The 25316-nt window shown below is 70.4% G+C and carries 26 protein-coding genes and 1 pseudogene; 10 read left to right on the top strand and 17 right to left on the bottom strand.

Annotated elements, in window-relative coordinates; translation table 11 throughout:
* The first annotated feature begins 105 nt into the window (after window positions 1-105).
* The gene (locus tag ACFYXB_RS17475; protein ID WP_389582919.1) at window positions 106-312 is read left to right on the top strand and encodes a hypothetical protein; all 207 of its coding nucleotides are present in this window, start codon (window positions 106-108) and stop codon (window positions 310-312) included.
* A gap of 33 nt (window positions 313-345) precedes the next feature.
* On the opposite strand, the gene ACFYXB_RS17480 is transcribed toward ACFYXB_RS17475, so the two are convergent.
* Window positions 346-1167, bottom strand: coding sequence for a CAP domain-containing protein (locus tag ACFYXB_RS17480; protein ID WP_389582922.1), 822 nt, complete (start codon window positions 1165-1167; stop codon window positions 346-348).
* Between the two features lie 396 nt (window positions 1168-1563).
* Window positions 1564-2115, bottom strand: a complete 552-nt coding sequence (locus ACFYXB_RS17485; RefSeq protein WP_389582925.1) for a PAS domain-containing protein — start codon at window positions 2113-2115, stop codon at window positions 1564-1566.
* 160 nt (window positions 2116-2275) lie between these two features.
* Between ACFYXB_RS17485 and ACFYXB_RS17490 the strand changes: the two genes are divergently transcribed.
* The 4 genes from ACFYXB_RS17490 to ACFYXB_RS17505 all read left to right on the top strand — a co-directional run bounded on the left by ACFYXB_RS17490 (window position 2276) and on the right by ACFYXB_RS17505 (window position 7146).
* The gene (locus ACFYXB_RS17490; RefSeq protein WP_389582927.1) at window positions 2276-3286 is read left to right on the top strand and encodes a LysR family transcriptional regulator; all 1011 of its coding nucleotides are present in this window, start codon (window positions 2276-2278) and stop codon (window positions 3284-3286) included.
* Window positions 3287-3491: 205 nt separating this feature from the next.
* Entirely contained in the window at window positions 3492-5225 is a 1734-nt protein-coding gene (oxc, locus tag ACFYXB_RS17495; protein ID WP_389582929.1) for an oxalyl-CoA decarboxylase, read from the top strand.
* A gap of 71 nt (window positions 5226-5296) precedes the next feature.
* Window positions 5297-6553, top strand: a complete 1257-nt coding sequence (gene frc, locus ACFYXB_RS17500; protein WP_389582931.1) for a formyl-CoA transferase — start codon at window positions 5297-5299, stop codon at window positions 6551-6553.
* Between the two features lie 194 nt (window positions 6554-6747).
* On the top strand, window positions 6748-7146 hold the full coding sequence (locus ACFYXB_RS17505; RefSeq protein WP_389582933.1) for an ATP-binding protein: 399 nt from the start codon (window positions 6748-6750) through the stop codon (window positions 7144-7146).
* Window positions 7147-7234: 88 nt separating this feature from the next.
* Here ACFYXB_RS17505 and ACFYXB_RS17510 read toward each other — a convergent pair whose 3' ends face one another.
* The 5 genes and pseudogenes from ACFYXB_RS17510 to ACFYXB_RS17530 all read right to left on the bottom strand — a co-directional run bounded on the left by ACFYXB_RS17510 (window position 7235) and on the right by ACFYXB_RS17530 (window position 10032).
* On the bottom strand, window positions 7235-8233 hold the full coding sequence (locus tag ACFYXB_RS17510) for an NAD(P)(+) transhydrogenase (Re/Si-specific) subunit beta (protein ID WP_389582936.1): 999 nt from the start codon (window positions 8231-8233) through the stop codon (window positions 7235-7237).
* A gap of 125 nt (window positions 8234-8358) precedes the next feature.
* Window positions 8359-8631 (bottom strand): annotated as a pseudogene (locus tag ACFYXB_RS17515) (NAD(P)(+) transhydrogenase (Re/Si-specific) subunit beta); the annotation flags it as partial.
* Window positions 8615-8929, bottom strand: a complete 315-nt coding sequence (locus tag ACFYXB_RS17520) for an NAD(P) transhydrogenase subunit alpha (protein WP_389582939.1) — start codon at window positions 8927-8929, stop codon at window positions 8615-8617. The gene ACFYXB_RS17520 and the pseudogene ACFYXB_RS17515, both read right to left, overlap by 17 nt.
* The gene (locus ACFYXB_RS17525; protein ID WP_389582941.1) at window positions 8929-9651 is read right to left on the bottom strand and encodes a hypothetical protein; all 723 of its coding nucleotides are present in this window, start codon (window positions 9649-9651) and stop codon (window positions 8929-8931) included. Before ACFYXB_RS17525 ends, ACFYXB_RS17520 begins: the two co-directional genes overlap by 1 nt.
* Window positions 9652-9717: 66 nt before the next feature.
* A complete protein-coding gene (locus ACFYXB_RS17530) occupies window positions 9718-10032 on the bottom strand; it encodes a hypothetical protein (protein WP_389582943.1) in 315 nt (104 codons plus the stop codon).
* A 235-nt stretch (window positions 10033-10267) separates the two neighbouring features.
* Here ACFYXB_RS17530 and ACFYXB_RS17535 point away from each other — a divergent pair, with 235 nt between their 5' ends.
* Together ACFYXB_RS17535 and ACFYXB_RS17540 are read left to right on the top strand one after the other, a co-directional pair.
* Window positions 10268-11281 (top strand): 2-dehydropantoate 2-reductase, encoded by a 1014-nt coding sequence (locus tag ACFYXB_RS17535; RefSeq protein WP_351354839.1) that lies wholly within the window; start codon window positions 10268-10270, stop codon window positions 11279-11281.
* A gap of 61 nt (window positions 11282-11342) precedes the next feature.
* The gene (locus ACFYXB_RS17540; RefSeq protein WP_389582946.1) at window positions 11343-11966 is read left to right on the top strand and encodes a carbonic anhydrase; all 624 of its coding nucleotides are present in this window, start codon (window positions 11343-11345) and stop codon (window positions 11964-11966) included.
* A gap of 85 nt (window positions 11967-12051) precedes the next feature.
* On the opposite strand, the gene ACFYXB_RS17545 is transcribed toward ACFYXB_RS17540, so the two are convergent.
* The 7 genes from ACFYXB_RS17545 to ACFYXB_RS17575 all read right to left on the bottom strand — a co-directional run bounded on the left by ACFYXB_RS17545 (window position 12052) and on the right by ACFYXB_RS17575 (window position 19634).
* Complete coding sequence (locus ACFYXB_RS17545; RefSeq protein ID WP_389582948.1) at window positions 12052-12288, bottom strand: formate dehydrogenase subunit delta; 237 nt, start codon at window positions 12286-12288, stop codon at window positions 12052-12054.
* Between the two features lies 1 nt (window position 12289).
* On the bottom strand, window positions 12290-15106 hold the full coding sequence (fdhF, locus tag ACFYXB_RS17550) for a formate dehydrogenase subunit alpha (RefSeq protein ID WP_389582951.1): 2817 nt from the start codon (window positions 15104-15106) through the stop codon (window positions 12290-12292).
* Window positions 15103-16671, bottom strand: a complete 1569-nt coding sequence (locus ACFYXB_RS17555) for a formate dehydrogenase beta subunit (RefSeq protein ID WP_389582953.1) — start codon at window positions 16669-16671, stop codon at window positions 15103-15105. Before ACFYXB_RS17555 ends, fdhF begins: the two co-directional genes overlap by 4 nt.
* Window positions 16668-17147 (bottom strand): NAD(P)H-dependent oxidoreductase subunit E, encoded by a 480-nt coding sequence (locus tag ACFYXB_RS17560; protein WP_389582955.1) that lies wholly within the window; start codon window positions 17145-17147, stop codon window positions 16668-16670. The genes ACFYXB_RS17555 and ACFYXB_RS17560 overlap by 4 nt, the downstream gene beginning before the upstream one ends.
* Window positions 17148-17410: 263 nt before the next feature.
* The gene (locus tag ACFYXB_RS17565; RefSeq protein WP_389582958.1) at window positions 17411-18124 is read right to left on the bottom strand and encodes an acyl-CoA dehydrogenase family protein; all 714 of its coding nucleotides are present in this window, start codon (window positions 18122-18124) and stop codon (window positions 17411-17413) included.
* Between the two features lie 154 nt (window positions 18125-18278).
* Window positions 18279-18992 (bottom strand): GntR family transcriptional regulator, encoded by a 714-nt coding sequence (locus tag ACFYXB_RS17570; protein WP_389582960.1) that lies wholly within the window; start codon window positions 18990-18992, stop codon window positions 18279-18281.
* Window positions 18993-19391: 399 nt separating this feature from the next.
* Window positions 19392-19634, bottom strand: coding sequence for a divalent metal cation transporter (locus tag ACFYXB_RS17575; protein ID WP_389582963.1), 243 nt, complete (start codon window positions 19632-19634; stop codon window positions 19392-19394).
* Window positions 19635-20198: 564 nt separating this feature from the next.
* Here ACFYXB_RS17575 and ACFYXB_RS17580 point away from each other — a divergent pair.
* Window positions 20199-20900 (top strand): SDR family oxidoreductase, encoded by a 702-nt coding sequence (locus ACFYXB_RS17580; RefSeq protein WP_351354866.1) that lies wholly within the window; start codon window positions 20199-20201, stop codon window positions 20898-20900.
* Between the two features lie 274 nt (window positions 20901-21174).
* Window positions 21175-21618 carry a universal stress protein gene (locus ACFYXB_RS17585; RefSeq protein WP_351354868.1) on the top strand — a complete coding sequence of 148 codons (444 nt, stop codon included), beginning with the start codon at window positions 21175-21177 and terminating at the stop codon, window positions 21616-21618.
* Window positions 21619-21948: 330 nt separating this feature from the next.
* Here the strand turns inward: ACFYXB_RS17585 and ACFYXB_RS17590 are convergent, their stop codons facing one another.
* The 3 genes from ACFYXB_RS17590 to ACFYXB_RS17600 form a co-directional block, all read right to left on the bottom strand.
* Window positions 21949-22650, bottom strand: coding sequence for a response regulator (locus ACFYXB_RS17590; protein ID WP_389582967.1), 702 nt, complete (start codon window positions 22648-22650; stop codon window positions 21949-21951).
* 189 nt (window positions 22651-22839) lie between these two features.
* A complete protein-coding gene (locus tag ACFYXB_RS17595) occupies window positions 22840-23505 on the bottom strand; it encodes a CBS domain-containing protein (RefSeq protein ID WP_389582970.1) in 666 nt (221 codons plus the stop codon).
* A 36-nt stretch (window positions 23506-23541) separates the two neighbouring features.
* On the bottom strand, window positions 23542-24006 hold the full coding sequence (locus ACFYXB_RS17600; protein ID WP_389582973.1) for a cyclic nucleotide-binding domain-containing protein: 465 nt from the start codon (window positions 24004-24006) through the stop codon (window positions 23542-23544).
* 379 nt (window positions 24007-24385) lie between these two features.
* Here ACFYXB_RS17600 and ACFYXB_RS17605 point away from each other — a divergent pair, with 379 nt between their 5' ends.
* The gene (locus tag ACFYXB_RS17605) at window positions 24386-25309 is read left to right on the top strand and encodes a carbamate kinase (protein ID WP_389582976.1); all 924 of its coding nucleotides are present in this window, start codon (window positions 24386-24388) and stop codon (window positions 25307-25309) included.
* The last annotated feature ends 7 nt before the right edge of the window (window positions 25310-25316 follow it).

Genomic DNA, 25316 nt, shown 5'->3' on the forward strand with positions numbered 1-25316 from the left:
CGACCGCCCTGGACGTCAGGCCGGCGGCCAGAGCGCGGTCCAGGCAGCCACAGGCCGCTTCGGCCGCACGCTGCGTCGCGGCGCAGAGCATCGTCACCGCGCGTCGTGACCATTTCGCAGGCGGCGATCGCGATGCACGCGGACCATGTCCGCGAGTACTTCCGCATCCCGCCGGACCGACTTGTCGTCTGCGCGGTCTCCTTCGGCCACGCCGACACCGAGCACCCCGTCAACCAGTTCCGCACCACTCGCGCGGACGCGGAGGGACGCGGTGATCGTGGTCGACCACTGAGCGCCCGCCGGTTCGCCTGACCGGCCCCGGCCTGCCGTATGCCCGGGGAGGGGTCAGCGGGCCGTCCCGAAGTCCTGGGTCCAGTAGCTGTTTGGCTGGGCCAGGCCTACGCCGATCTCCTTGAACGTGCAGTTGAGGATGTTTGCCTTGTGGCCGGGGCTGGACATCCAGCCCGCCATGACCTGCTGGGCCGTGGCGTAGCCGTACGCGACGTTCTCGCCGTACGCGCTCCAGTTGTAGCCGGCACTCGTGATCCGCTGGCCCGGGTCGGAGCCGTCGGAGCCGGTGTGCGACATGTTCTGGTGGGCGGCCATGTCCGCGCTGTGCGCCTGGGCCGCCTTGGTCAGGGTCGCGTTCAGGGTGAGGGGCGAGCAGCCGACCTTGCTGCGCTCGGCGTTGACGAGCTGCACGATCTGGGCGGCGACGCCGGACGCCGTGGCGGAGGGCTTCGGGGTGCTCGGGGCCGCGGGAGCGGCGGAGCTCGCGGGAGCTGAAGGAGTGGAGGGGGCGGAAGTCGTGGGCTTCTGCGTGCTGGGGGACGGCCTGTGCGTCGCGGTGGGCCAGTGCTTCCGCTCGGTGTGCTTGTGCTTCTTCTTGTGATGCGGCGACATCGGCTGCGACGAGGCGGCGGAAGGGGCCGTCGGCTCCGGCGTCGCGGAGGCGGGCGCGCTCGCCTCCTCGTTCCACTGGCGGTACCAGTCGGCGTCGTTCCACCAGTTCTTCGCCGCGGCCGTGCGGGTGAGGGAAGGATCGTTTCCTCCGCTACCCGGCCAATCGGTACAGGCCATGGCGACGGACGGTACGCCCACGGCGCCGAGGACGGCGGCGGCTATGACTATCCGCCGGTAATACTGCTTCTTGCTGTGCTTACCCATGCGTGACCTCACTCGGTGATCGCCGAGCGCTCCTTGTGCGGCTGCTGGCTGTGTGCAGGTTTCGCCCCTGAACTGCGGCGACGTGCCTGCGGCTCGTCATTCTTAGGACGGCTTCATACAGCGCGCAAAGGGCCTTCGTACTATCTCGCTTCGTAGACTCGTACGGCCCTTGTCATGGGTGCGGGGACATGCCTGCCGTGTTTTCGCGGCTCCACGGCATTCTGTTGGCCCGTCAGAATCCTTGCGGCCGCGAAGAACCGCTGAGAATCCGGGGTGGGTGGAATACCGCCCACCCCGGCAGGCCGAGCCGTTAGATCAAGACGGACAAATCCCATATGTCGTCAGAGTCGCGCCTACTATCCGGCCCGGCTAGATCCAGACATGCTGTGATGGATGTCACGGAACCATTCCTTCCGGTTCTGATTCCGGCTCCGGTTCGGGGTCGGGAAAGCGGCGCTCGAGTTCGGCCAGTCGCATACGCAACGCCTTCTCCGTGGCGCGGCGCTCCGACACCTCGCGCATGATCGCCGAGATCCCGGCGATCCGACCCGTCGCGTCGCGCAGCAGAGCCACCGTGAACTCGATCGAGAGGCGATGGCCGTCCTTGTGGGTGGCGGGTACGCCGAGCAGCGTGTCGCCGTACCGGGTCCGACCGGTGGCCATCGTCTGCTCGTAGCCCTTGTTGTGCCGCGCCCGCTGCTTCTCCGGGATGATCAGGTCGAGGCTCTGGCCCACCGCCTCGGCCGCCGTGTGGCCGAACATGCGCTCCGCGCCGCCGTTCCACACCAGGATGATCCCGTCCGGGTCGGCCGCCACGACGGCCTCGGACGACTCGCGCACGATCGCCTGTGCCAGCCATGCCTCCGGCTCGTCGGCGGGCCCGGTCCCCGGGGTCGCCTGTCCCGTCTTTGTGCCGTTCCTGCCCGCTGTTTCGCTGCCGTCGCCCACGGCGTTCTCCCATTCTTCCGGGGCGCTGCCCGGTGGGCCGGGGGTCCGTGCCCGCGGCCGGGTGCGCCCACTCCGGATCCGGATCGGCGACAGTATGGCGTCCGCCGTTTGAATAAGGAATACTGCATACAATCGCCATCGCGTCCGGAAGGGGCCGCTCATGTTGTTCCGGCAGCTCGAGTACTTCGTGGCCGTGGCCAGGGAGAAACATTTCGCGCGTGCGGCGGAGGCCTGCTTCGTCTCGCAGCCGGCGCTGTCGATCGCCATCGCCAAACTGGAGCGGGAACTCAACGTCACGTTGATCAACCGCGGGCACACCTTCGAGGGCCTGACCCCGGAGGGCGAGCGGCTGGTCGTGTGGGCCAAGCGGATCCTCGCCGAGCACGACGCGTTCAAGGCCGAGGTGGCTGTCATGCAGTCCGGCATCACCGGGACGCTGCGGCTGGGGACCGGCCCCACGGTGTCGACGACGACGGGGCTTCCCGTGGCCGCGTTCTGCTCCATGCACCCGCTCGCCAGGGTGAAGGTCTGCTCGCGGCTGTCCTCGGCGGAACTGGTCCGGCAACTGCGCGACTTCGAACTGGACGCCGCCATAGCCCACTTCGGGCCAGACGACCGCGAGGGCCTGGAGCTGCTGCCCCTGTACGAGGAGCAGTACGTGCTGCTGGTGTCCGGCGAGCACCTGGTGCCCGCGAAGCCCACCATCACCTGGGCCGAGGCGGCGCAGCTCCCGCTGGCGCTGCTGACGCCGGACATGAGGTTCCGTCAGTTCATCGACGACGCCTTCGAGAGCTGCGGCGCCGTGGCGACCCCGCAGGTCGAGACGGACTCGGTCGCCTCTCTGTGCGCGCACGTCGCCACGGGCGCATGGGCGAGCGTCGTCCCGCACACCTGGCTGAACGCGATGCCTATGGCGGGCGGGACCAGGGCCGTGCGGCTGGTCGAGCCGGACGCGCGGGCGCAGATCGCGGTGGCGATCCATGCGGCGACGCCGGGTTCGGTCGCCGCGCGCGCGTTCCTCAACGTGGTCGCGGGGCTGTCCCTGGACGAGGTCTTCCTGCCGGAACGGCCGGACCTCGCCCCCGTGTCCGGCGGGGCGCAGGAACCGTACGACAGGCAGGACGAGGTCCCGTACGACAGGCAGTCCGTCGCCCTCCGTGGGGCGGGCTGATGGCTGCGGCGGCCCCGAACGCGGCGGCGAGTCGTGTCGGGCAGGGCCGCTGACAGGTGCCCGGAGGGGCGCGGGCGTTCTGCGCCCGTATCGATAAACGCCGTAAATCAGCTGGTTGGCAAAAGATCTTGGACGCATCGGCCGCTTCGCGCCGATGGTGAACACGGAAGACGAACTCGGCGAGCCTCTAGGGAGGATCCGGACCATGACGGACGCTGTCACACGGGACACGGGGGTGGAGGGCGCCGAAGATCCGGCCGCTCTGACCGACGGGATCCATCTGGTCGTCGACGCGCTGAAGCTCAACGGGGTCGAGACCATCTACGGAGTCGTGGGCATCCCGATCACCGACCTGGCGCGGCTCGCCCAGGCGTCGGGCATTCGCTACATCGGGTTCCGGCACGAGAGCGATGCCGGGCACGCGGCGGCCGCGGCCGGCTTCCTCACGCAGAAGCCCGGCATCTGCCTGACGGTGTCCGCGCCCGGTTTCCTCAACGGGCTCGTGGCGCTCGCCAACGCGACCACCAACTGTTTCCCGATGGTGCAGATCTCCGGATCCAGCGAGCGCCACCTCGTCGACCTCCAGCGGGGCGACTACGAGGAGATGGACCAGCTCGCGGCGGCGAAACCGTTCGCCAAGGCGGCGTACCGGGTCCACCGGGCGGAGGACATCGGCCGCGGTATCGCCCGCGCCATCCGCACCGCGATCTCCGGCCGCCCCGGCGGTGTCTACCTGGACATTCCGGCCGCCGTGCTCGGCGAGATCATCGACGCCGACAAGGGCGCCGCCTCCCTCTGGCAGCTCGTCGACCCGGCGCCGCGCCAGCTGCCGCAGCCGGAGGCCGTGGACCGGGCGATCGACCTGCTTGCCGGCGCCGAGCGGCCGCTGGTCGTGCTCGGCAAGGGCGCCGCGTACGCGCGCGCGGACGACCCGATCCGTGAGTTCGTCGAGACCACCGGCATCCCCTACGTGCCCATGTCGATGGCGAAGGGTCTGCTGCCCGACGACCACCCGCAGTCCGCGGCCACCGCGCGCTCGCTGGCGCTGCGCAAGGCGGACGTCGTCATGCTGGTCGGCGCGCGCCTCAACTGGCTGCTCGGCCACGGCGACGCGCCCCAGTGGAGCCCGGACGCCAAGTTCATCCAGGTCGACATCGCGGCCAACGAGATGGACAGCAACCAGCCGATCGCGGCCCCGCTCGTCGGTGACGTCGGCTCCGTGATGGAGGCCCTCGTCGAGCGCAGCAAGCCCGGCCGGATCACGGCCCCGGTGCAGTGGCGCGAGGAACTCTCCACGCGCTCGGCGCAGAACGTGACCAAGATGGCCGGACGCCTGAAGGCCGCCGAGACCGCGCACCCGATGAAGTTCCTGGGCGCGCTCCAGGCCATCCGCGACGTTCTCAAGGACAACCCGAACGCCTACGTCGTCAACGAAGGCGCCAACGCGCTGGACCTGGCTCGCAACACGATCGGCATGCAGGTGCCGCGCCACCGCCTGGACAGCGGCACATGGGGCGTGATGGGTATCGGCATGGGCTACGCGATCGCCACCGCCGTGGAGACCGGCGAACCGGTCGTCGCCATCGAGGGCGACAGCGCCTTCGGGTTCAGCGGCATGGAGATCGAGGCGGTCTGCCGCTACAACCTGCCGATCGTCACCGTCGTACTCAACAACAGCGGCGTCTACCGGGGTGACGACCCGTCGACCACCTCCGACCCCGCGCCCACCGCCCTGAAGGCCCGCCACGACCTCATGATCGAGGCGTTCGGCGGCAAGGGCTACCAGGCCACGACGCCCACCGAGGTCGCCGCCGCGCTCCGCGAGGCCCTGGCAGCGGGCGTGCCGGCCCTCATCGACTGCGTGATCGACCCCTCGGACGGCACGGAGAGCGGCAACATCGCGCACCTCAACCCCAAGGGCATCACGGCCAAGCACTGACCACGTCCCGCCATCACCCACGTCGAGACGCATCCGGCACGCATCGAGATGATTCACGCAAAGGAACAGATATGACTGAACTACCGCTCTCCGGGATCAAGGTCATCGACTTCACCGGCGTCCAAGCCGGCCCGGCCTGCACGCAGATGCTCGCCTGGCTGGGAGCCGATGTCCTCAAGGTCGAGCGCACCACCGGCGGTGACGTGACGCGCAACCAGCTGCGCGACATTCCTGACGCCGACGCCCTTTACTTCACCATGCTCAACAGCAACAAGCGGTCCCTGGCCATCAACACCAAGTCCGCCGAGGGCCGGGATGTGATGGAGAAGCTGATCCGCGAGGCCGACGTCCTCGTCGAGAACTTCGCGCCCGGCGCCATGGACCGCATGGGCCTGGGCTGGGACACCCTCCAGGAGTGGAACCCGCGGCTGATCTTCGGCTCCGTCAAGGGCTTCAACGAGGACTCGCCCTGGAACGACCTCAAGGTCTACGAGAACGTCGCCCAGTGTGCCGGCGGCGCCGCCTCCACGACCGGCTTCTGGGACGGCCCGCCCACCGTCAGCGGCGCCGCCCTCGGTGACAGCAACACCGGTATGCACCTGCTGATCGGCCTCCTCGCGGCCCTGATCGACCGGGACAAGACCGGCAGGGGCCAGAAGGTCGCGGTGTCCATGCAGGATGCCGTGCTCAACCTCGCCCGCGTCAAGCTCCGCGACCAGCAGCGCCTGGACCGGGTCGGCTACCTGGAGGAGTACCCGCAGTACCCGAACGGCGAGTTCGGCGAGGCCGTGCCCCGGGGCGGCAACGCGGGCGGCGGCGGTCAGCCCGGCTGGGTCCTGAAGTGCAAGGGCTGGGAGACCGACCCCAACGCCTACATCTACTTCACGATCCAGGAGCAGAACTGGAAGCGGACCGCCGAGGCCATCGGCCGGCCCGAGTGGGCCGAGGACGCGGAGTACAGCACCGCCAAGGCGCGGCAGAACCACATCTTCGAGATCTTCGAGGAGATCGAGAAGTGGCTGGCGGACAAGACGAAGTACGAGGCGGTCGACATCCTGCGTGAGTGGGAGGTGCCCTGCGCGCCCGTGCTCAGCATGAAGGAGATCGCCGAGGACGAGGCGCTCCGCAAGAGCGGGACCGTCGTGGAGGTCGAGCAGAAGGGCCGCGGGACGTTCCTGACGGTCGGCAGCCCGATCAAGTTCTCCCGGTTCAAGCCGGAGATCGTGGGCGCGCCGCTGCTCGGTGAGCACACCGACGAGGTGCTGAGCGGGCTGGGCTACGACGCCAGTGCCATCGCCGCGATGCGCGACAAGCAGATCATCATCTGAGCCGCCGTACATTCTGAGCCGCCGTACATAAGGAGCCGGCCCGGGCCATCAGCCCGGGCCGGCTTCTTGTCGTGTCCGGCGCCGGAATCGAGGTCCGTTCTTACCAAACAATTTCCGTCATTGCCGAAAAATCGCTGCCGGTTCGGCGAGGGCTGCAGGATACTGGATACAGTATCCGATTGTGGGATGGCATCATGAACAACAGGCGTAACGCTCGGCACGCACTGCTGCTCCTTCCCGCCCACCGCGCCTCGGCGGGCAGCGCACGGCACTTCGCCGAGGCGCTGCTGCGCCAGTGGCACCTGACCGAGGACGAGCGCTGCACCGCCGTCCTCGTCGTGGGCGAGCTGGCGGCCAACGCGGCGGAGCACGGTCGGCCGCACATGGCGTTGTGCTTCAGTCTGGACACGGACTTCCTGCACGTCGGGGTGCGCGACCACGGGAAGAGAAGCGCTCCCCGGCGGCCCTGTCCGGACGGCGATCCGGACGAGCACGGCCGCGGCCTCGGGATCGTGGACGCGCTCGCGGCCCGCATGGAGATACGGCGCGATGCCGCGGGCTGGTGCGTCGACGTGGACCTGCCGGTCGGCTGACCCACACTCCGTCCGTGCAACGCCGGAAGCGGCCGGACACTTGTCGTGTTCGGCCGCTCCTCGGTCACGGGGCGGAGCACCCCGCGGTTCACAGCGCCTTGAGTTCCTCGGTGATCTCGGCGACGGACGCCTTGGCGTCGCCGAACAGCATCGCCGTCTTCGGCGTGTAGTACAGCTCGTTGTCGATGCCCGTGAAGCCGGGGCTCATCGAGCGCTTGAGCACGATGACCGACCTCGCGTGGTCGACGTTCAGGATGGGCATCCCGTAGATCGGCGACGCGGCGTTCGTGCGGGCGGCCGGGTTGGTCACATCGTTGGCGCCGATCACCAGCGCCACGTCGGTGCGGCCGAACTCGCCGTTGATGTCATCCATTTCCTTCATCTGCTCATACGGCACGTCGGCCTCGGCCGGCAGCACGTTCATATGGCCCGGCATGCGCCCCGCCACGGGGTGGATGGCGTGCTTGACCTCCACGCCCCGCGCCTCGAGGAGCCCCGCCATCTCACGCACGACGTGCTGCGCCTGGGCGACCGCCATGCCGTAGCCGGGGACGATGACGACCTGGCTCGCGTACGCCATCTGGATCGCCGCGTCCGCCGCACTGGTCTGCCGTACCGTCTGGTCGACCGGACCGCCGCCCGCGCCCGCGGCTCCGCCCGTCCCGCCGAACCCGCCGGCGACGATGGCGGGGATCGACCGGTTCATGGCCTTGGCCATGAGGTTGGTCACGATGGTCCCGGACGCGCCGACGATCATGCCCGCGACGATCAGCGCGGTGTTGTCCAGGGCCAGTCCGGTGGCGGCCGCCGACAGTCCGGTGAACGCGTTGAGCAGGGACACCACCACCGGCATGTCCGCTCCACCGATGGGCAGGACGACCATCACGCCGAGCACCGCGGCCGCCAGCAGCACGCCCACGATGAGCGCCTCGGACGAGGCGCCCAGGCCTATGGAGACCGCGCAGCCCAGCGCCACCAGGAGCAGTGCCAGGTTGAGCGGCTGCTGGCCCCGGCCGAGGCCCGCGGGCCGCCCCGGCAGGACCTCCTGGAGCTTGCCGAACGCGATGAGCGAGCCCCGGAACGACACCGAGCCCACGATCGCGGCGAACAACGAGGTGACGGCGACGTACGCCGGTTCCGCCGCGTAGGCGGGCTGTCGCGGAACTCCACCCAGGAGATCAGGGCCACGGCACCGCCGCCGACGCCGTTGAACAGGGCCACCATCTGCGGCATCGCGGTCATCTTGACCTTCTGCGCCGCCGGTACCCCGATCACCGTGCCGAGCACCAGCCCGAGCACGATCAGCAGCCAGTTGCCCATCCCGGGGGTGAGCAGGGTGGCGACGATGGCGATCACCATGCCGGCCGCCGCCGTGAGATTGCCGCGCACGGCCGTGCGCGGGCCGGTCAGTCCGGTCAGCCCATGGATGAACAGGGCGAACGCGACGATGTAGAGGACGGTGACGACGTCACTCACGGCCCGCACCTCCCTCGGCTCCGGCCCCGGCGGGCTTCTTCTTGAACATGCCGAGCATGCGGTCGGTCACCAGGAAGCCGCCGACGACGTTGATCGTCCCGAAGGTGATCGCCACCACCAGCAGCAGCTTGTCCAGGAAGCCCGACGCCGACAGTCCGACCAGGATCAGTCCGCCGAGCAGCACGATGCCGTGGATGGCGTTGGTGCCGGACATCAGCGGGGTGTGCAGGGTGTTGGGCACCTTGGAGATGACCGCGAAGCCGACGAAGCCGGCCGGCACCAGGATCGCCAGATTGGCCAGGAACATCAGGCCACCTCCGACAGTTCCGCGCTCTCGCCGGTGACCCGGCAGGCCGCGATGATCTCGTCCGCCGGATCGGGTGCGAACTCGCCGTCGTTCAGCATGAGTTCGAGCAGTGCCAGGACATTGCGGGCGTACAGCTCGCTCGCGTGCTCGGGCATGGTCGCGGGCAGGTTCGCCGGTGCCGCGATCGTGACGTCGTGCCGTACGACGGTCTCGCCGGGCACGGTCGGTTCGCAGTTGCCGCCGGTCTCCCCGGCGAGGTCCACCACGACGCTGCCGGGCCGCATCCGCCGCACCGCCTCGGCGGTGACGAGCCGCGGCGCCGGGCGGCCGGGCACCAGTGCGGTGGTGATCACCACGTCGAACCCGGCGACCGCCTCGGTCAACCGCTGCTGCTGCGCGGCCTGTTCGGCGTCGGTGAGCGCCCGCGCGTACCCGCCCTCGCCGGACGCCTCGACGCCCAGTTCGAGCCACTGGGCGCCCAGCGAGCGCACCTGCTCGGCGACCTCGGGGCGGACGTCGAAGCCGGTGGTGCGGGCGCCCAGGCGCTTGGCCGTGGCCAGGGCCTGGAGGCCGGCCACGCCCACGCCCAGCATCAGGACGGTCGCCGGCTTCACCGTGCCCGCGGCGGTGGTGAGCATCGGGAAGAACCGGGTGGAGCGCTCGGCGGCTTCCAGTACGGCCTTGTAGCCGGCCACGTTCGCCTGCGACGAGAGCGCTTCCATGGACTGCGCCCTGGAGATCCGCGCCGCGGCCTCCATCGCGAAGCCGGTGACGCCGGACCGGCGCAGCTACTCCGCGATCTCCGGCCGGGTCAGCGGTGCCAGGAAGCCGATGAGCGAGGAGCCGGAACCCAGCCGGCCGATCTCGTCGGGTGTCGGCGGGTTCACCTTGACCACCACGTCGGCCGGCCACGGGTCGCCGAGGTCGGCTCCGGACTGCTCGTACTGCTCGTACTGCTCGTCGGGGATGAGGGCGCCGGACCCGGCGCCGGGCTCGACCACCACGGAAAGGCCCGCTGCGCGCAGGCGTTCGACGACCTTCGGGACCAGTGCGACGCGGCGTTCGCCGGTCGCGGTCTCCCGCGGCACTCCGATCACAGTCATGTGCTTCTTCCTGGCTGAGGATGGGCGTTTCCCGCTCTCCGCCCCGCCGGGGCCGAGGAGAGCACACACGGGAACGTCTGGATCGGACGAGGGTAGTGCGGATCGCATACTGTATGCAATGCCTGAACCGCTGGTCTTCGACTGTCGAAGTCTGTGGCCTTTGGTTACGCGGAGTTGGTGGACATGCGCGATCAGTCTGAATACAGTATACAGTCTTCAATCGAGAGGAGTCTCCATGAAGATCGCAGTCCTCGGGGCCGGCGCGATCGGTGCCTATGTCGGCGCCGCGTTGGACCGGGGTGGCGCCGAGGTGCACCTCATAGCCCGCGGCCCGCATCTGCGGGCCATGCAGGCCGACGGGGTCCGGGTGAACAGCCCGCGCGGCGACTTCACCGCCCGGCCCCACGTGACCGACGACCCGTCCGAGATCGGCCCGGTGGACTATGTGTTCCTCGGTCTGAAGGCGCACTCCTACCCGTCCTGCGGGCCCCTCATCGAACCGCTGCTCGCGGAGCACACGGCCGTCGTGGCCGGACAGAACGGCATCCCCTGGTGGTACTTCCACCAACTGGCCGGGCCCTACGAGGGCCGCCGGGTCGAGGCGGTCGACCCCGGCGGCGCCACCAGCGCGGTCCTGGCGCCGGAGCGGGCCATCGGCTGTGTCGTCTACCCGGCGACCGTCATCGAGGCACCCGGCGTCATCCGGCACTTGGAGGGCACCCGGTTCTCGCTGGGTGAGCCCGCGGGCCACATCTCCGAGCGCTGTACGGCGCTCAGCGACGCCATGGTCGCCGGCGGTCTGAAGGCGCCCGTCGAGAAGAACCTGCGTGACGACATCTGGATCAAGCTCATGGGCAACGTCGCGTTCAACCCGCTCAGCGCGCTCACCCGCGCGACCATGGCGGAGATCTGCGGTCACCCCCAGACCCGGCGGCTGGTGGCCGAGTTGATGGCGGAGACCCTCGACATCGCGGCCCGGGTCGGCAGTACGCCGGACATCTCCATCGAGAAGCGGCTGCGCGGCGCGGAGGGCGTCGGCCACCACAAGACGTCGATGCTCCAGGACCTGGAGGCGGGCAAGCCGCTCGAACTCGACGCCCTCGTCACGGCCGTGGTCGAGATCGCCGACATCACCGGCGCCGAGGCGCCCACGCTGCGGGCCGTCCATGCGGCCACCGACCTGCTGGCGCGCCGCAGCGCCGAGAACGCGTCGCCGGCGCCGTCCGAACCCGGAACCCGGCCCGCCTGACGCCCGTAGAACCCCTGCACGCGTATTGCATACTGTATGGAGTTCGGGCCTATACTTGTTCATGGCCCTCACCCGTACGCCCACAGCAGCGCAGGCCCTCGACATCCTTCTGTCGGGCAACCGGCGCTTCGTCGAAGGAGAGCCGCAGCACCCGAACCAGGGTGCCGCGCATCGCGCCTCACTGGCGCCCGCCCAGCATCCCTTCGCTGTGCTCTTCGGATGCTCCGACTCACGCCTGGCCGCGGAGATCATCTTCGACCGCGGGCTGGGCGACCTCTTCGTGGTACGCACCGCCGGCCATGTCCTGGGTCCCGAGGTGCTCGGCAGCATCGAGTACGGCGTGGGCCAACTGGGCTGTCCCCTCGTGGTGGTTCTGGGGCACGACTCGTGCGGCGCCATCCGCGCCGCACGCACCGCCCTGGAAGACGGCCTGACCCCGGCCGGATATGTACGAGACGTCGTCGAACGCGTGACCTCCAGCGTGCTGGCCGCGCGCGCGGCGGGCCTGAGCGAGGAGCCCGACATCGTGGACGAGCACGTACGGCACACCGTGGACCTGCTCCTGGACCGTTCGCCCGCGCTCGTGCGGAGCCGGACGGCGGTCGTAGGCCTCTCCTACCACCTCGACGACGGACAGGTCCGGCTGGTCACCAGCCGCGGCCTGGACGACGCCGAGGCCGCCTGAGCTCCCGTACACACGACAGCGCCCCGTCTCCCCTCGCTCTGAGGGGAGACGGGGCGCTGTCCGGTCGTCGGCCGGTTGCGGGCGGTCAGCCCACGCGCTCCTCCTGGGCCTTTTGCAGCAGCCGCGCGGCCGCGACCACCACCGGGTCCAGACCGTCCGCCCCGGCGTCCACCAGCTCGAACAGCCGGGCGCGCATCCGTGGGTCCCAGAACCGCTGGATGTGGCCCGCGAGCGTCTCGGCGGCCCGGTCGGAGGGCTGGTGACGGAGGTTCGTGGCGATCTGGTTCGCCATCCGCTGCTCGGACGGCACGGCGGCGGCCATCTCAGTCCACCCCCGCGAGCGAGCCGGCCTCGACGGACTCCGAGGTGTGCCGGGCCAGCGGATGGGCGAGCCCGACCTGGACCGCGGTCACCTTGTACTCCGGGCAGTTGGTCGCCCAGTCGGAGTTCTCGGTGGTCACCACGTTCGCGCCGGTCACCGGGTGATGGAACGTGGTGTAGACGACACCCGGCGGCATTCGGTCGGACACCTTCGCCTTCAGCGTCGTACTGCCCACGCGGCTGGCCAGCGTCACCAGATCGTCGTCCCTGATGCCACGGTTCTCGGCGTCCAGCGGATGCAGCTCCAGGACGTCCTCGGGGTGCCAGGCCACGTTCTCGGTACGGCGCGTCTGCGCGCCCACGTTGTACTGGCTGAGGATACGGCCCGTGGTCAGCACCAGCGGGAAGCGCGAGGTGGTGCGCTCGTCCGTAGGGACGTACGTCGTGACCACGAACTGCCCCCTGCCGCGCGTGAATTCGTCCACGTGCATCGTCGGGGTGCCCTCGGGTGCCTCGTCGTTGCACGGCCACTGGACGCTGCCGAGCTTGTCGAGGACCTCGAAGGAGATGCCCTTGAACGTCGGCGTCACCCGGGCGATCTCGTCCATGATCTGGCTCGGGTGGTCGTACGCCATGGGGTAGCCCATGGCGGTGGCGATCTCGCAGACGATCTGCCACTCGTGCTTGCCCGTCTTCGGCTTCATCACCGCGCGCACCCGGTTGACCCGGCGCTCGGCGTTGGTGAACGTGCCGTCCTTCTCCAGGAACGACGCGCCCGGCAGGAAGACGTGCGCGAACTTGGCCGTCTCGTTGAGGAACAGGTCCTGCACCACGACCAGGTCCATAGCCGCGAGCGCGGCGCTGACGTGCTGGAGGTTCGGGTCGGACTGGGCGATGTCCTCGCCGTGCACGAACAGGCCCCGGAACGACCCGTCGATCGCCGCGTCGAACATGTTGGGGATCCTGAGGCCCGGCTCGGGCAGCAGCTCGCGGCCCCACAGCTGTTCGAACACGGTGCGCACCGCGTCGTCGGAGACGTGCCGGTAGCCGGTGAACTCGTGCGGGAAGGAGCCCATGTCGCAGGAGCCCTGCACGTTGTTCTGACCGCGCAGCGGATTGACGCCGACACCGTCGCGGCCGATGTTGCCGCACGCCATCGCGAGGTTGGCCATCCCCATGACCATCGTGGAGCCCTGGCTGTGCTCGGTCACTCCGAGGCCGTAGTAGATGGCCGCGTTGGGCGCGGCCGCGTACAGCCGTGCTGCGGCGCGAAGTTGGTCGGCCGGGACCCCGGTGATCGGCTCGGTCGCCTCCGGGCTGTTCTCCGGGAGCGCGACGAACTCGGCCCACTCGTCGAACCCTTCGCACCGGTCCGCCACGAAGCCGCGGTCCACCAGGCCCTCGGTGACGACGACGTGCGCCATCGAGTTGATGACGGCGACGTTGGTGGACGGTTTGAGCTGGAGGTGGTGCGCGGCCTCGATGTGCGGGGAGCGCACCAGGTCGATGCGGCGCGGGTCGACCACGACCAACTGGGCGCCCTCACGCAGCCGCCGCTTCATCCGCGAGGCGAACACCGGGTGCCCGTCGGTGGGGTTGGCGCCGATCACCATGATGACGTCGGCCTCGGCCACCGAACGGAAGTCCTGCGTGCCCGCCGACTCGCCGAACGTCTGCTTCAGCCCGTAGCCGGTGGGGGAGTGGCAGACGCGGGCGCAGGTGTCGACGTTGTTGTTGCCGAAGGCCGCACGCACCATCTTCTGGACGACGTACACCTCTTCGTTGGTGCACCGCGAGGAGCTGATGGCACCGATCGAACTGGGGCCGTACGTCTCCTGGATGGCCCGCATCCGCGTGGCGACCGTCCGGATCGCCTCGTCCCACTCGACCTCGCGCCACGGGTCGGTGATCCGCTCGCGGACCATCGGCTTGAGCTTGCGGTCGGGGTGGGTCGCGTAGCCGAAGGCGAAGCGGCCCTTGACGCAGGAGTGGCCCTCGTTTGCGCCGCCGTCCTTGTACGGCACCATCCGCACCAGCTCGTCGCCGCGCAGCTCGGCCTTGAAGGAGCAGCCGACGCCGCAGTACGCGCACGTCGTGATCACCGAGCGGGACGGCATGCCGAGCTGGACGACCGACTTCTCCTGCAGCGTCGCCGTCGGGCAGGCCTGGACGCAGGCGCCGCAGGAGACGCACTCGGAGTCCATGAAGGCCTCGCCGGCGCCCGCGGCCACCTTCGAGTCGAAGCCACGGCCCTCGATGGTCAGCGCGAACGTGCCCTGCACCTCGCCGCACGCGCGGACACAGCGGGAACAGGCGATGCACTTGGACGGGCTGAAGTCGAAGTACGGGTTGCTCTTGTCGGGCTCGGCGTCGAGGTGGTTCTCGCCCTCGTACCCGTACCGCACCTGACGCAGCCCGACGGCACCCGCCATATCCTGCAGTTCGCAGTCGCCGTTGGCCGAACAGGTCAGACAGTCCAGCGGATGGTCGGAGATGTACAGCTCCATGACGCCCTGGCGCAGCTTCTCCACCTTGGGCGTCTGGGTGCGTACGACCATCCCCTCGGCGCACGGCGTCGTGCAGGACGCCGGGGTGCCGCGGCGGCCGTCGATCTCCACCACGCACAACCGGCAGGAACCGAACGGCTCCAGGCTGTCCGTGGCACAGAGCTTGGGGATGTCGACGCCGGCGAGTGCCGCCGCCCGCATCACCGAAGTGCCCTCCGGCACCGTGACGGGCAGCCCATCCACCTCGACAGAGATGGTCGCCGCCCCCGGTCGCTCCGGGGTTCCGTAGTCGGGCTCCTTGAGCAGTGTCATGCCGTGCCCTCCTTCCTCGCGAGGAAGTCGTCCGAGAAGTGTGTGATGGCGCTGCGCACCGGCATCGGGGTCAACCCGCCCATGGCGCACAGTGATCCGTCGGTCATCAGCTCACAGAGGTCCTCGAGCAGCGCGAGGTTGTCGTCGCGCTCCTCACCGGCCACGATCCGGTCGATCACCTCGACACCGCGTACCGAACCGACACGGCACGGTGTGCACTTGCCGCAGGACTCCGCGGCGCAGAACTCCATCGCGAAGCGCGCCTGCGCCGCCATGTCGACCGAGTCGTCGAAGACCACGACACCGCCGTGCCCGAGCATGGCGCCGGCCGCCGCGAACGCCTCGTACTCCATGGGCAGATCGAACATCGACGTCGGCAGATAGGCGCCCAGCGGCCCGCCCACCTGCACCGTACGTACCGGGCGTCCGCTGAGCGTGCCCCCGCCGAAGTCCTCGACCAGCTCGCGCAGCGTGATGCCGAACGCGGTCTCCACGATGCCGCCGCGCGCCACGTTGCCGCCCAACTGGAAGACCTGTGTGCCGCGTGAACGCTCCACGCCGAGTTCCTGGTACGCCTGCGCGCCGTTCGCGAGGATCACCGGGACCGTGGCGAGGGTGAGGACGTTGTTGACGACGGTCGGTTTGCCGAACAGGCCCGTGATCGCGGGGATCGGCGGCTTGGCGCGCACCATGCCGCGCTTGCCCTCCAGGCTCTCCAGCATGGAGGTCTCCTCGCCACAGATGTACGCCCCGGCGCCGACGCGTACGTGCAGGTCGAAGGTGAGGTCCGAGCCGAGGATGCGCTCGCCGAGCCAGTTCTGCTCGCGCGCGACGGAGATCGCGGCGCGCATCGTGGCCACGGCGTCGGGGTATTCGGAGCGGATGTAGACATAGCCCTCGCTCGCTCCGACGGCGTGGGCGGCGATCGTCATGCCCTCGATGAGCATGAACGGGTCGCCCTCCATGACCATGCGGTCCGCGAAGGTGCCGCTGTCGCCCTCGTCGGCGTTGCAGCAGACGAACTTCAGCTCGTCGGCACAGTCGAGCACGGTCTTCCACTTGATGCCGGCCGGGAACCCGGCCCCGCCCCGGCCGCGCAGCCCTGACTCCGTGACCGCGGCCACGACTTCGGCGGGCGGCAGCTGAAGTGCCTTGCGCAGTCCGGTCAGACCGCCGTGGCGCTCGTAGTCCTCGGGGGAGAGCGGGTCGGTGACGCCGACCCGGGCGAAGGTGACCCGGTTCTGGCGGGCCAGCCAAGGCAGTTCGTCGACGAGCCCGAGCCGCAGCGCGTGGTCGGCCCCGTCCAGGAGGCCGGAGGCGACGAGGTCCGGCACGTTCTCGGGCGTCACCGGGCCGTATCCGACGCGTCCTTCGGCCGTGACGACCTCGACCAGCGGTTCCACCGAGAGCATGCCGCGCGACCCGTTGCGGACGAGCTCGATCTGCCGGCCCTGGTCGGCCGCGGCCTTCCGGATCGCCTCGGCGACCGCGTCGGCGCCGACGGACCGCGCCGCCGAGTCGCGCGGCACGTACACCCGCACCGGCGAGTTCGTGTCCTGGGTCATGACGTCACCGCCTCGTCGAGGATCGAGCGCAGCCGGTCCGCGCTCATGCGGCCGAGCACCTGGCCGTTCACCTCGACCGACGGGGCCAGCGCGCAGTTGCCGAGACAGAAGACCTGCTCCACCGTCACCGAACCGTCCGCGCGCGTCTCGCCGAGCGGGACGCCCTTCTCCTCGGCACAGCCGACCAGGGCGCCCGCACCGAGCGCCTGACAGGCCTCGGCACGGCAGATGCGCACCGTCGTACGCCCGGCCGGAGCCTCACGGAAGTCGTGGTAGAAGGAGACCACCCCGTGCACGTCCGCCCGGGACAGATTGAGCTCCCGGGCGAGCAACGGGATGGCCTCCTTCGGTACATGGCCCAGTTCGGCCTGGATGGCGTGCAGAATCTCAAGCAGCGGGCCGCGATGGCCGCGATGGGCCGCCACGATCGCACTGATGGCGGCCTCCGTCGTCACGTCACTGACGCTCGTCGTCATGTCCTCCCCCTCACCGTCGTGCACATGTGCATCCTTCGGGCCTTGATCCGTTGGCTCCACGGGGTGGTGATCGACGAGCGCGGCGACCTGGCCGCCCTGCTCGTGCGGTGCATAACGCCCCTGAGTGCGAGCTGATTGTGTAGCTGAGTCGTGTATTCGAGTGGTTCTCGAATACTGTATGCAGTCCGGATTCGATACGTCCACCGTCCGGAGCGCGCCAAGTACGGCCCGGACGCGGTCCGAAGCCGCGCCGGGTGGGGCGGTCAGAGAAGGGCCGCCGGCGCGGTGTCGGCCGAAGGCAGTGAGGCCAGCCATGCGCGCACGGTGCTGAGCACCCCGTCGAGCCCGCCGTCGTCCTGCCCGAGCAGCGCGCCCGCGGGGATCAGTACCGGGTCGGCGCACACCGTGGAGGTCCCGCTGCCGCGCGGACCCGCGCCGCTCGGCCGGGCCGGCACATACAGACCGGGTGCCTCGGCCGGCACCAGCCAGAGGGTCTGCCCCGTGCCGCCCTCGACGGGCCCCGAGGACCAGACGTAACTGTCGGCCTCGCCCGCCGCGACGACGTCGCGCTTGCGGGCGTGCAGTGCCACCACGTCGCCGGTGCGTCGCGCCGCGGGGCCCGGATCGCCAGGTCCGTCGTCGGCCAGGGCGAGGGTGCTGAGGTGGTGGCCGACGGCGACCTTTCGGCGCACCCAGGGACTGCCGTACGCCTCGAGGAAGGCGACGGCGGCGTAGTGCGAGCGCAGCACGGCGCCGGTCGCCGGGCAGGTGCGGGAGACCCGGCTCACGACGTCGGTGGCCTCGGTGAGGCCCAGGCCCCCGCCACCGACGTCGGCGGAGGCCGTGAGCCCGAGCAGCCCTGCCTCTCCGAGGGCGGCCACCGACGCGCGCGGGAACCTCTCGTGCGCGCTGGTCTGCTCGGCCGAGGAGGCGATGGTGCTGCTCAAGACATAGGAGAGGGCGGAGCGGTACGACATGGAGCGGCTCCTTGAAGTCTCGGAGGATTGCATACTGTATACCGCAACCGGTCGAGTATCTACGCCTCAAGTGCCGAATGCTTTGCGCAGGGATGTGTGAGGGAGCTGTACGACGTCCTCGCGGCAGCGGCAACGCCCGGAACCGTGGGCCGGTCTACAGCCGCCCGGAACCGGCGCGACCGTTCCGTGCCGCCTGGGCCGCGCGCTCGCGGTAGCTGGTGCGGGTGTGTTCCGTGTGGGCCCGCATCAACTGCTGCGCGCGCTGCTCGTCGCCCGACTCGATGGCGTCGATCATCGCCCGGTGCTCCTCCCAGGACAGCGCGCCGCGGGTGCGCGCGACCGGCGTGTAGAACCACCGCACGCGGCGGTCCACCTGTGCCGACAACTCCGCGAGCACCGAGTTGGCGGCGAGCTCCATCACGTACGCGTGGAACGCCGCATTGGCCGCGACCACGGCATCGACGTCGTCGGACTTCAGCGCCCGCTCACCCGCGTCGCACAGTTCGCGCAGCCGCCCCGTGGCCCGAGGCGTGGCGTTGGCCGCCGCCAGCCTCGCCGCCTCCGCCTCCAACAGGCCGCGTACGACAAGCAGCTGGTCGGCCTCTTCCTGCGTCGGGTCGTGCACGAAGGCGCCCTGCGCCGGGCGCAGATCCACCCATCCCTCGGTGTTGAGCCGCTGCAGTGCCTCGCGGACCGGCTGGCGCGAGACGCCCAGGAGTCCGGCGAGTTCGGTCTCGACCAGATGCTGTCCGGGCTTGAGAGATCTGGTGACGATGAGCTCCAGGAGGGCCTCGTAGGCGCGCTCGCGCAGGGGGCCGGGCCGGTCCAGCTTCGAGACGGAACCGGTCGGCAGCGCGGCAGGCGCCATGGCTTCACTCCTCGGTAGCGACTCACCCGAGCCGAAGATTGTTTTCTGTCTACAGTCTACGCGGCTCGCTCGGCTTTCATGCGCTGTTCCATGTGTGCTGTCGCGAGTCTTGTCAGTGTGAAGTGGAATACTGTAGACAGAATGGTGTCGACCAAATCGTGAGGCCCCGCCGGCTCAGGAACCGCCACGAGCGCGTGGTTCCGATCTCCGCGGCACCCCCATGAACGTGTACACGGGTGAGCAGCGCCCGACTCGGCGTGCGGCGGCCACCGCGCGCCGACGGCGCCGACGCACGTGACACGGATGCGGGACCGGCCGGCGGGTGCGCCCCCTGGGCCGGCCGGTCCCCTGCGTCGGACTCCGAACGCCCGTCCTGCGGGAGTGCGGGACGAACCCGCGTCAGCCGCTGAACACGCTCACCAGCAGGGCCACGTTGAGTGCCGCCACGACGGCACTGACCGCCCAGGCGCCGTACGTCGTCGCCCGCCGGTTGACCCAGCGCCCCATGACGGCGCGGTCCCGGGTGACCAGGACCAGTGGAATCAGGGCGAAGGGGATGCCGAAGGAGAGGATGATCTGGCTGAGGACCAGGCTCTGGGTCGGCCCGGCACCGGCGGCCAGGACCGCGATCGCCGGGATCATCGTGAGCAGCGTCTCTGATCAGCTAAGCGATCCCGTGTCAGACGTAGTGTCCGGCAATGGGATTTCCCACCGTGGACGGGTGGCGTGAGCGTGCAGGTGGAAGCCCGCTCCCAGCTCTGACCCTCGCGGCTGGTGACCGGTGGTGGGTGTGCTGATCGTCGTCACGCTCTGGCGCCGGTGGACTGTGCGGGGCAGCCGGGTCCGGTCCGTTGAGCCCTTCCCGGCAGGCCAGAGCTGTCCCGGTGAGGGCCACGCCCGGGTTCGCCGTCGCGCCGGTCGCCGTCGCGAGCGCGCCGCACACCGCCGGCAGCACCCCGAACCCGCCGAGCGCCAGCAGTCGTTCGCGGTGTCCCCATGACCGTGCCGCCATCCCGGGCCTCCCTGCCTCGCCGCCTTGTGCCGTGTCACGACGAGCGTGCGGGACGACGGCGGCGCGGGGCGTCTCACCCTGAGACACGCGGGGTGCCTCGCCCTGAGGCGGCGGAACGTGCCCCCGTTTGAATGTGGAAACCGATCGGTTTACGATGCGGGAAACCGATCGGTTTCACATGTCTGGAGACTCTCATGACCGCGATCAAGGACTCCGTCGTTCTCGTCACCGGCGGCAGCCGGGGTGTCGGCAAGGCGCTGGTGGAGGAGCTGTACGCGCGGGGCGCCGGCAAGGTGTACGCCACGGCCCGTGACCCGCGTACCGTGACCCACCCGGACGCCGTGCCGCTGGCTCTCGAGGTCACCGACCCCGACTCCGTGGCGGCGGCCGCCGCGCAGGCGCAGGACGTCACGGTCCTGATCAACAACGCCGGCATCGCCACAGGCGCGCGGCTCCTGACCGCGCCGGTCGACGACATCCGCCGCGAGTTCGAGACCAACTTCTACGGCCCGCTGCTGGTGACCCGTGCCTTCGCGCCGGTGATCGAGCGCAACGGCGGCGGTCATGTCCTCAACGTCCACTCCGTACTGTCCTGGCTCGCCGACGGCAACGCGTACAGCGCCACCAAGGCCGCGGTCTGGGCGCAGACGAACGGCCTGCGCCTGGACCTGCAGCCGCGCGGCATCTCTGTCACCGGTCTGCACATGGGCTACGTGGCCACCGACATGACGACGAACATCGACGCACCCAAGGCGAACGCCCACGACATCGCCGTGGCCGCGCTCGACGGCGTCGAGGCGGGAGCCCACGAGGTCCTCGCGGACGACCTCACCCGCTGGGTCAAGAGCCAGCTGTCGTCCGACGTGAGCGCGCTGTACCAGCAGCGCGGCCAGTAACGCGCGCAGCTTGCTGCCCGGGTCAGCATCTACTCCGTCGGCTTGGGCGGGGGCGACTCACCGTCGAGGAGGACCGTGCCGGCGGGAGCGTTCCCGCCCGCGCTCACGCACTCGTCGATCCTCACCTTGCACCACTGCCGAAACGTGCTCGTCGGGGGATCGGGCGCCATGCCCTCGGACGCTCTTCCCTGGCGGGGTGGCCCCGTGTCGCGCAGCGTGGAAGGGAGCGGTGGACCGGTTGGGCGGGCGCGAGGCCGCAGGAGAGGTGGGTCGTATGGACAAGGATGTCTCGGGACCACGGGTCGTGGTGGGGGTCGACGGGTCGCCGTCCTCGCACGCGGCCCTGCGCTGGGCCGTCCGGTACGCCGGTCTCGTCGGCGGCCACGTGGACGCGCTGGCCGCGTGGGAGCTGGGCGGGCTGTACGGCTGGTCCGCCCCGGCCGTGGACACCGACTTCGACGAGGAGGTCGCCCGGCAGCAGCTCACCCAGGAACTGACGGACGCGCTCGGCACCGAGGGAGCGGGCGAGGTCCGGGCGCTCCTGGTGCGCGGCAACCCGGTCGACGTCCTGCTGAGAGCCGCCGAGGATGCCGAGATCGTGGTCGTCGGCAGCCATGGGCGGGGCGGCTTCGCCCGGGCCCTGCTGGGATCCGTCAGCCAGAACGTCGCACAGCACGCGAGCTGCCCCGTCGTGATCGTGCGCCACGAGCAGTCGTGACCGGGGCCGCGGCTCGGCGTCAGCGCAGGCCTGCGGCGCCCCGTGACAGCAGCCCGTCGTCCATGACCCGCTGGGCTGAGCGGCGCGGCGATGGCGGGCCCTCGGGGCCGTAGCCGAGGCGGATCAGCATCTTGGATGCTGAACGGCTCGGCGGTCTCCCGCCCCCACCGATCGCACGCCCGCGTGCCGGCATCCGTCGTCGGCCGGGGTCGCGCCCGCGTGCATGTCGGCGTCCGTCGCCTGTCGTGGTCACGCCCGCGTGCTCGCAGACACCCGCCGCCGAGGTCACCTCCCTCCGCGAGGACTGCCCTCCCGTCGGCCGGGCGCGCTCTACCTCGCCGATCGTTCGCCCGGCTCCGGTTGTTCCAGGTGTGAGGCGAGGACCGCTGCCTGTACCCGGCGCTGTACGCCGAGCTTGGCCAGCAGGCGGGAGATGTGGTTCTTGACGGTCTTCTCCGACAGGTACAGCCTGTTGCCGATCTCGCGGTTGGTCAGTCCGTCCCCGATCAGTGCGAGGATGTCCCGCTCCCGGGGCGACAGGCTCGCCAGCTCGGGCGGCATGGCCGGGGTCTCCGCGGGGTCGGCGCGCAGCGAACGCATCAGACGGGCCGTCGTCGCCGGGTCCAGCATCGACTGGCCCGAGGCGACGGTCCGCACCGCCGAGACCAGGTCGGAGCCCTTGATCTGCTTGAGGACGTAACCCGAGGCACCGGCCATGATCGCGTCGAGGAGGGCGTCCTCGTCGTCGAACGACGTCAGCATCAGACACGCCAGCTCCGGCATCTGGCTGCGCAGTTCACGGCAGACCGTGATGCCGTCGCCGTCCGGCAGGCGTACGTCGAGCACGGCGACGTCCGGACGCAGCGCCGGGCCACGGACCAGCGCGTGCTGGACAGTGTCGGCGTCGCCGATCACGGAGATGTCCGGCTCGGCGTCCAGCAGATCTGCCAGTCCGCGTCGTACGACCTCGTGGTCGTCCAGCAGGAAGACACGGATCGGGTTCTCCTCCGTGAAGGTGCGTGTCTCGGTCATGAGGCCCCTCGTTCCCCGGGTGAAGGACAGACTGCGGGCTGCCCACCACGAGATCATCACGCGCCGAGCCCGGATGCACTAGGGCCGACCGGCCCCACTCACCAGGGCCGGAGAGGCTTGTCCCACGCGGCAGGCAGGGCATACGGCGGTACGGGGATCGGCGGTGGCGGCGCAATCCGCTCCGCCGGTCTACGGCCGGGACACCGTCGCCGCACGGCGTGTGAGGTCGAACCGTACGTCCACCACGCCCTCGACCGCGCGGATCAGGCGTGCCGCCACGGGAACGAGCAACGTGTCCCGGATCCGCCCGCCGAGCGTCACCACGCCGTCGTCGACCCGCACCCGCACCGCCGACGCCGGTCCGGGGAACAGGTAGGACACGACCTCACGGCGTACCTCGTCGGCGATCTCCTCGTCGCGGCGCAGGAAGACCTTGAGCAGGTCGCCGCGGTTGACGATGCCCTCCAGCAGGCCGATGTCGTCGACCACGGGGAGCCGCTTGACCTTGGCCCGGGCCATGATGCGCGCGGCCTCGGCGAGCGGGGCGTTCGCATGGACGGTCAGCGCGGGGGAGGTCATCAGCTCGCCCGCCGTCACCCCGTCGGCCTTCACCCGCGCGTCGGGGCGGTCCGACAAGGTGATCCGGTCGGCCGGAGCGTCGCGGAACTCCTCCTTGGGCAGCAGGTCCGCCTCGCTGACCACGCCCACGACACGGCTCTCGCCCTCGATGACGGGCAGCGCGCTGACCCGCCAGTCCCGCATCAGCCGCACGATCTCCTTGACGGTGGCGTGCGGGCCCACGGCGGCGACCGTGTGGGTCATGACGTCGCTGACGATGTGCGGGGTGCCGTGCATGACGACTCCTTGAACGTGCGGACGAGTGGGCTCCGCTCAGACGGCGCTGCCGGCGCCGTACGGGGCGTACAGGTCCAGCAGCCGGGTACGTGCGGAGCGCAGGCGGTGGGCCAGCACCTCGCCGACCCATTGGCCTACGGCGTGGCCAAGAGCCGGGTCGTCCCGGCACATGGAACGGACGGACGCGGCGTCGAACTCGTAGGCGCGCACCGGCGTGACCGCCTCGGCGCCCAGGTGCCAGGCGTGCGGGGCGAACAGCCAGGACCAGCCGACGAGTTCGTTGTGACCCAGGGTCTCGATGACGGCCGGCCGGCGGCCCGGCACCCGCATGTCGAGTTCGATCGTGCCGGTGCGGATGATCCAGAACTTGTCGGCGCGTGCGCCCTCGTCGAAGAGCCGGGTCCCCTGGGGGATCGACACCTCCCGGGCGACATCCATGAGCCGACGGCGGTGGTCTACGGGCAGGGCGCGCAGCATGCTGGGTGTGGGGGGACTGTTCATGAGGTGCCTCCCCGGCACGTCGTACGGGCTGTCACTCCCAGGGTGTGCCGGCACGCGCTGCGGGGCCATGGGCCACCAGGCCCGTGGACCGGGCCGTACGGTCCACCACGGCGGAGGCGTGCCGAGCCGTCCTCCGCAACCTCCTCCAGCCGCCCGGACCTGGCTCGCCCGCACTCCCGGGCGAGCCGGGCCGGTCCGGTCCGCGCCGCCGGGACCAACGGCACCGCCGCGAGTCCATGTGGCCGCTGTCCCGAGCCGGACCGGCGCGGCAACGTCGTCGGCGCGTCGAATCATCGGCAGCGACCGCCACAAGCAACACACCGGAACACACCTCACTACATCGGACCACAGCCGTGCGGACCCCCCGGAGGACTGACCCATGCGCATCGTCGTCGCCCTCGGCGACAACGCCCTGTCGCACCGCGGCGAACGCCCCGACCCGGGCGGCCGGCAGGCGAGCATCGAGCGGGTCGCCACCGCGCTCGCCGCGCTCGCCCACGACCACGAGTTGGTTCTCACCCACGGCGACGGGCAGCGGACCGGGCTGCTCGCCACGGAGAGTGCCGCCGACCCCGCGTCGAGCACTCCCTGTCCACTGCATCTGCTTGCCGCGCAGGCGCAGGGGCTCATCGGCTCCCTGCTCGTACGCACCCTGCACGACGTCCTGCCCGGCCGCCGGGTCGCCGCCCTGGTCACCCACACCGTCGTCCGCGCCGACGACCCCGCCTTCGCCCGGCCCCGCAAGTGCGTCGGCCCGGTCTACTCCCGTGACGTCGCGAAGGTGCTCGCCCGCACGCGAGGCTGGCACATCGCGGCGGACACCGGCGGCTGGCGCCGGGTCGTGCCGGCACTGGAGCCGGAGCGGATCGTGGAGAGCGACACGATCCACGAACTGCTCGGCGGCGGCGCCCTGGTGATCTGCGCCGGAGGCGGAGGCGTGCCCGTCGTCGCCGACCGCTGCACCGGAGCGCTGACCGGTGTCGAGGCCGTCGTCGACAAGGACCTCACCGCCGCCCTGCTCGCCGAGGAGCTGAAGGCGGACTTCCTGCTGATCCTCACCGACGTCCCGCACGTGTACGAGGGGTACGGCACCCGGGACCAGCGGCCCGTCCTCGACGCCACCCCCGCCGAGCTGCGCCGCGGCGGTTTCCCGGCCGACTCCATGGGACCCAAGGCCGAGGCGGCGGCCCGCTTCGTCGAGCGCACTGGGGGACTCGCCGCGATCGGCGCCCTGGACGCGGCGTACGAGATCGTCCACGGCAGGTCGGGCACACTGGTCCGCCCCGACCTCACGAGCGGCTGACCGCCGC

The organism is Streptomyces sp. NPDC002619 (genome assembly GCF_042889305.1).
Classification (GTDB): Bacteria; Actinomycetota; Actinomycetes; order Streptomycetales; family Streptomycetaceae; genus Streptomyces.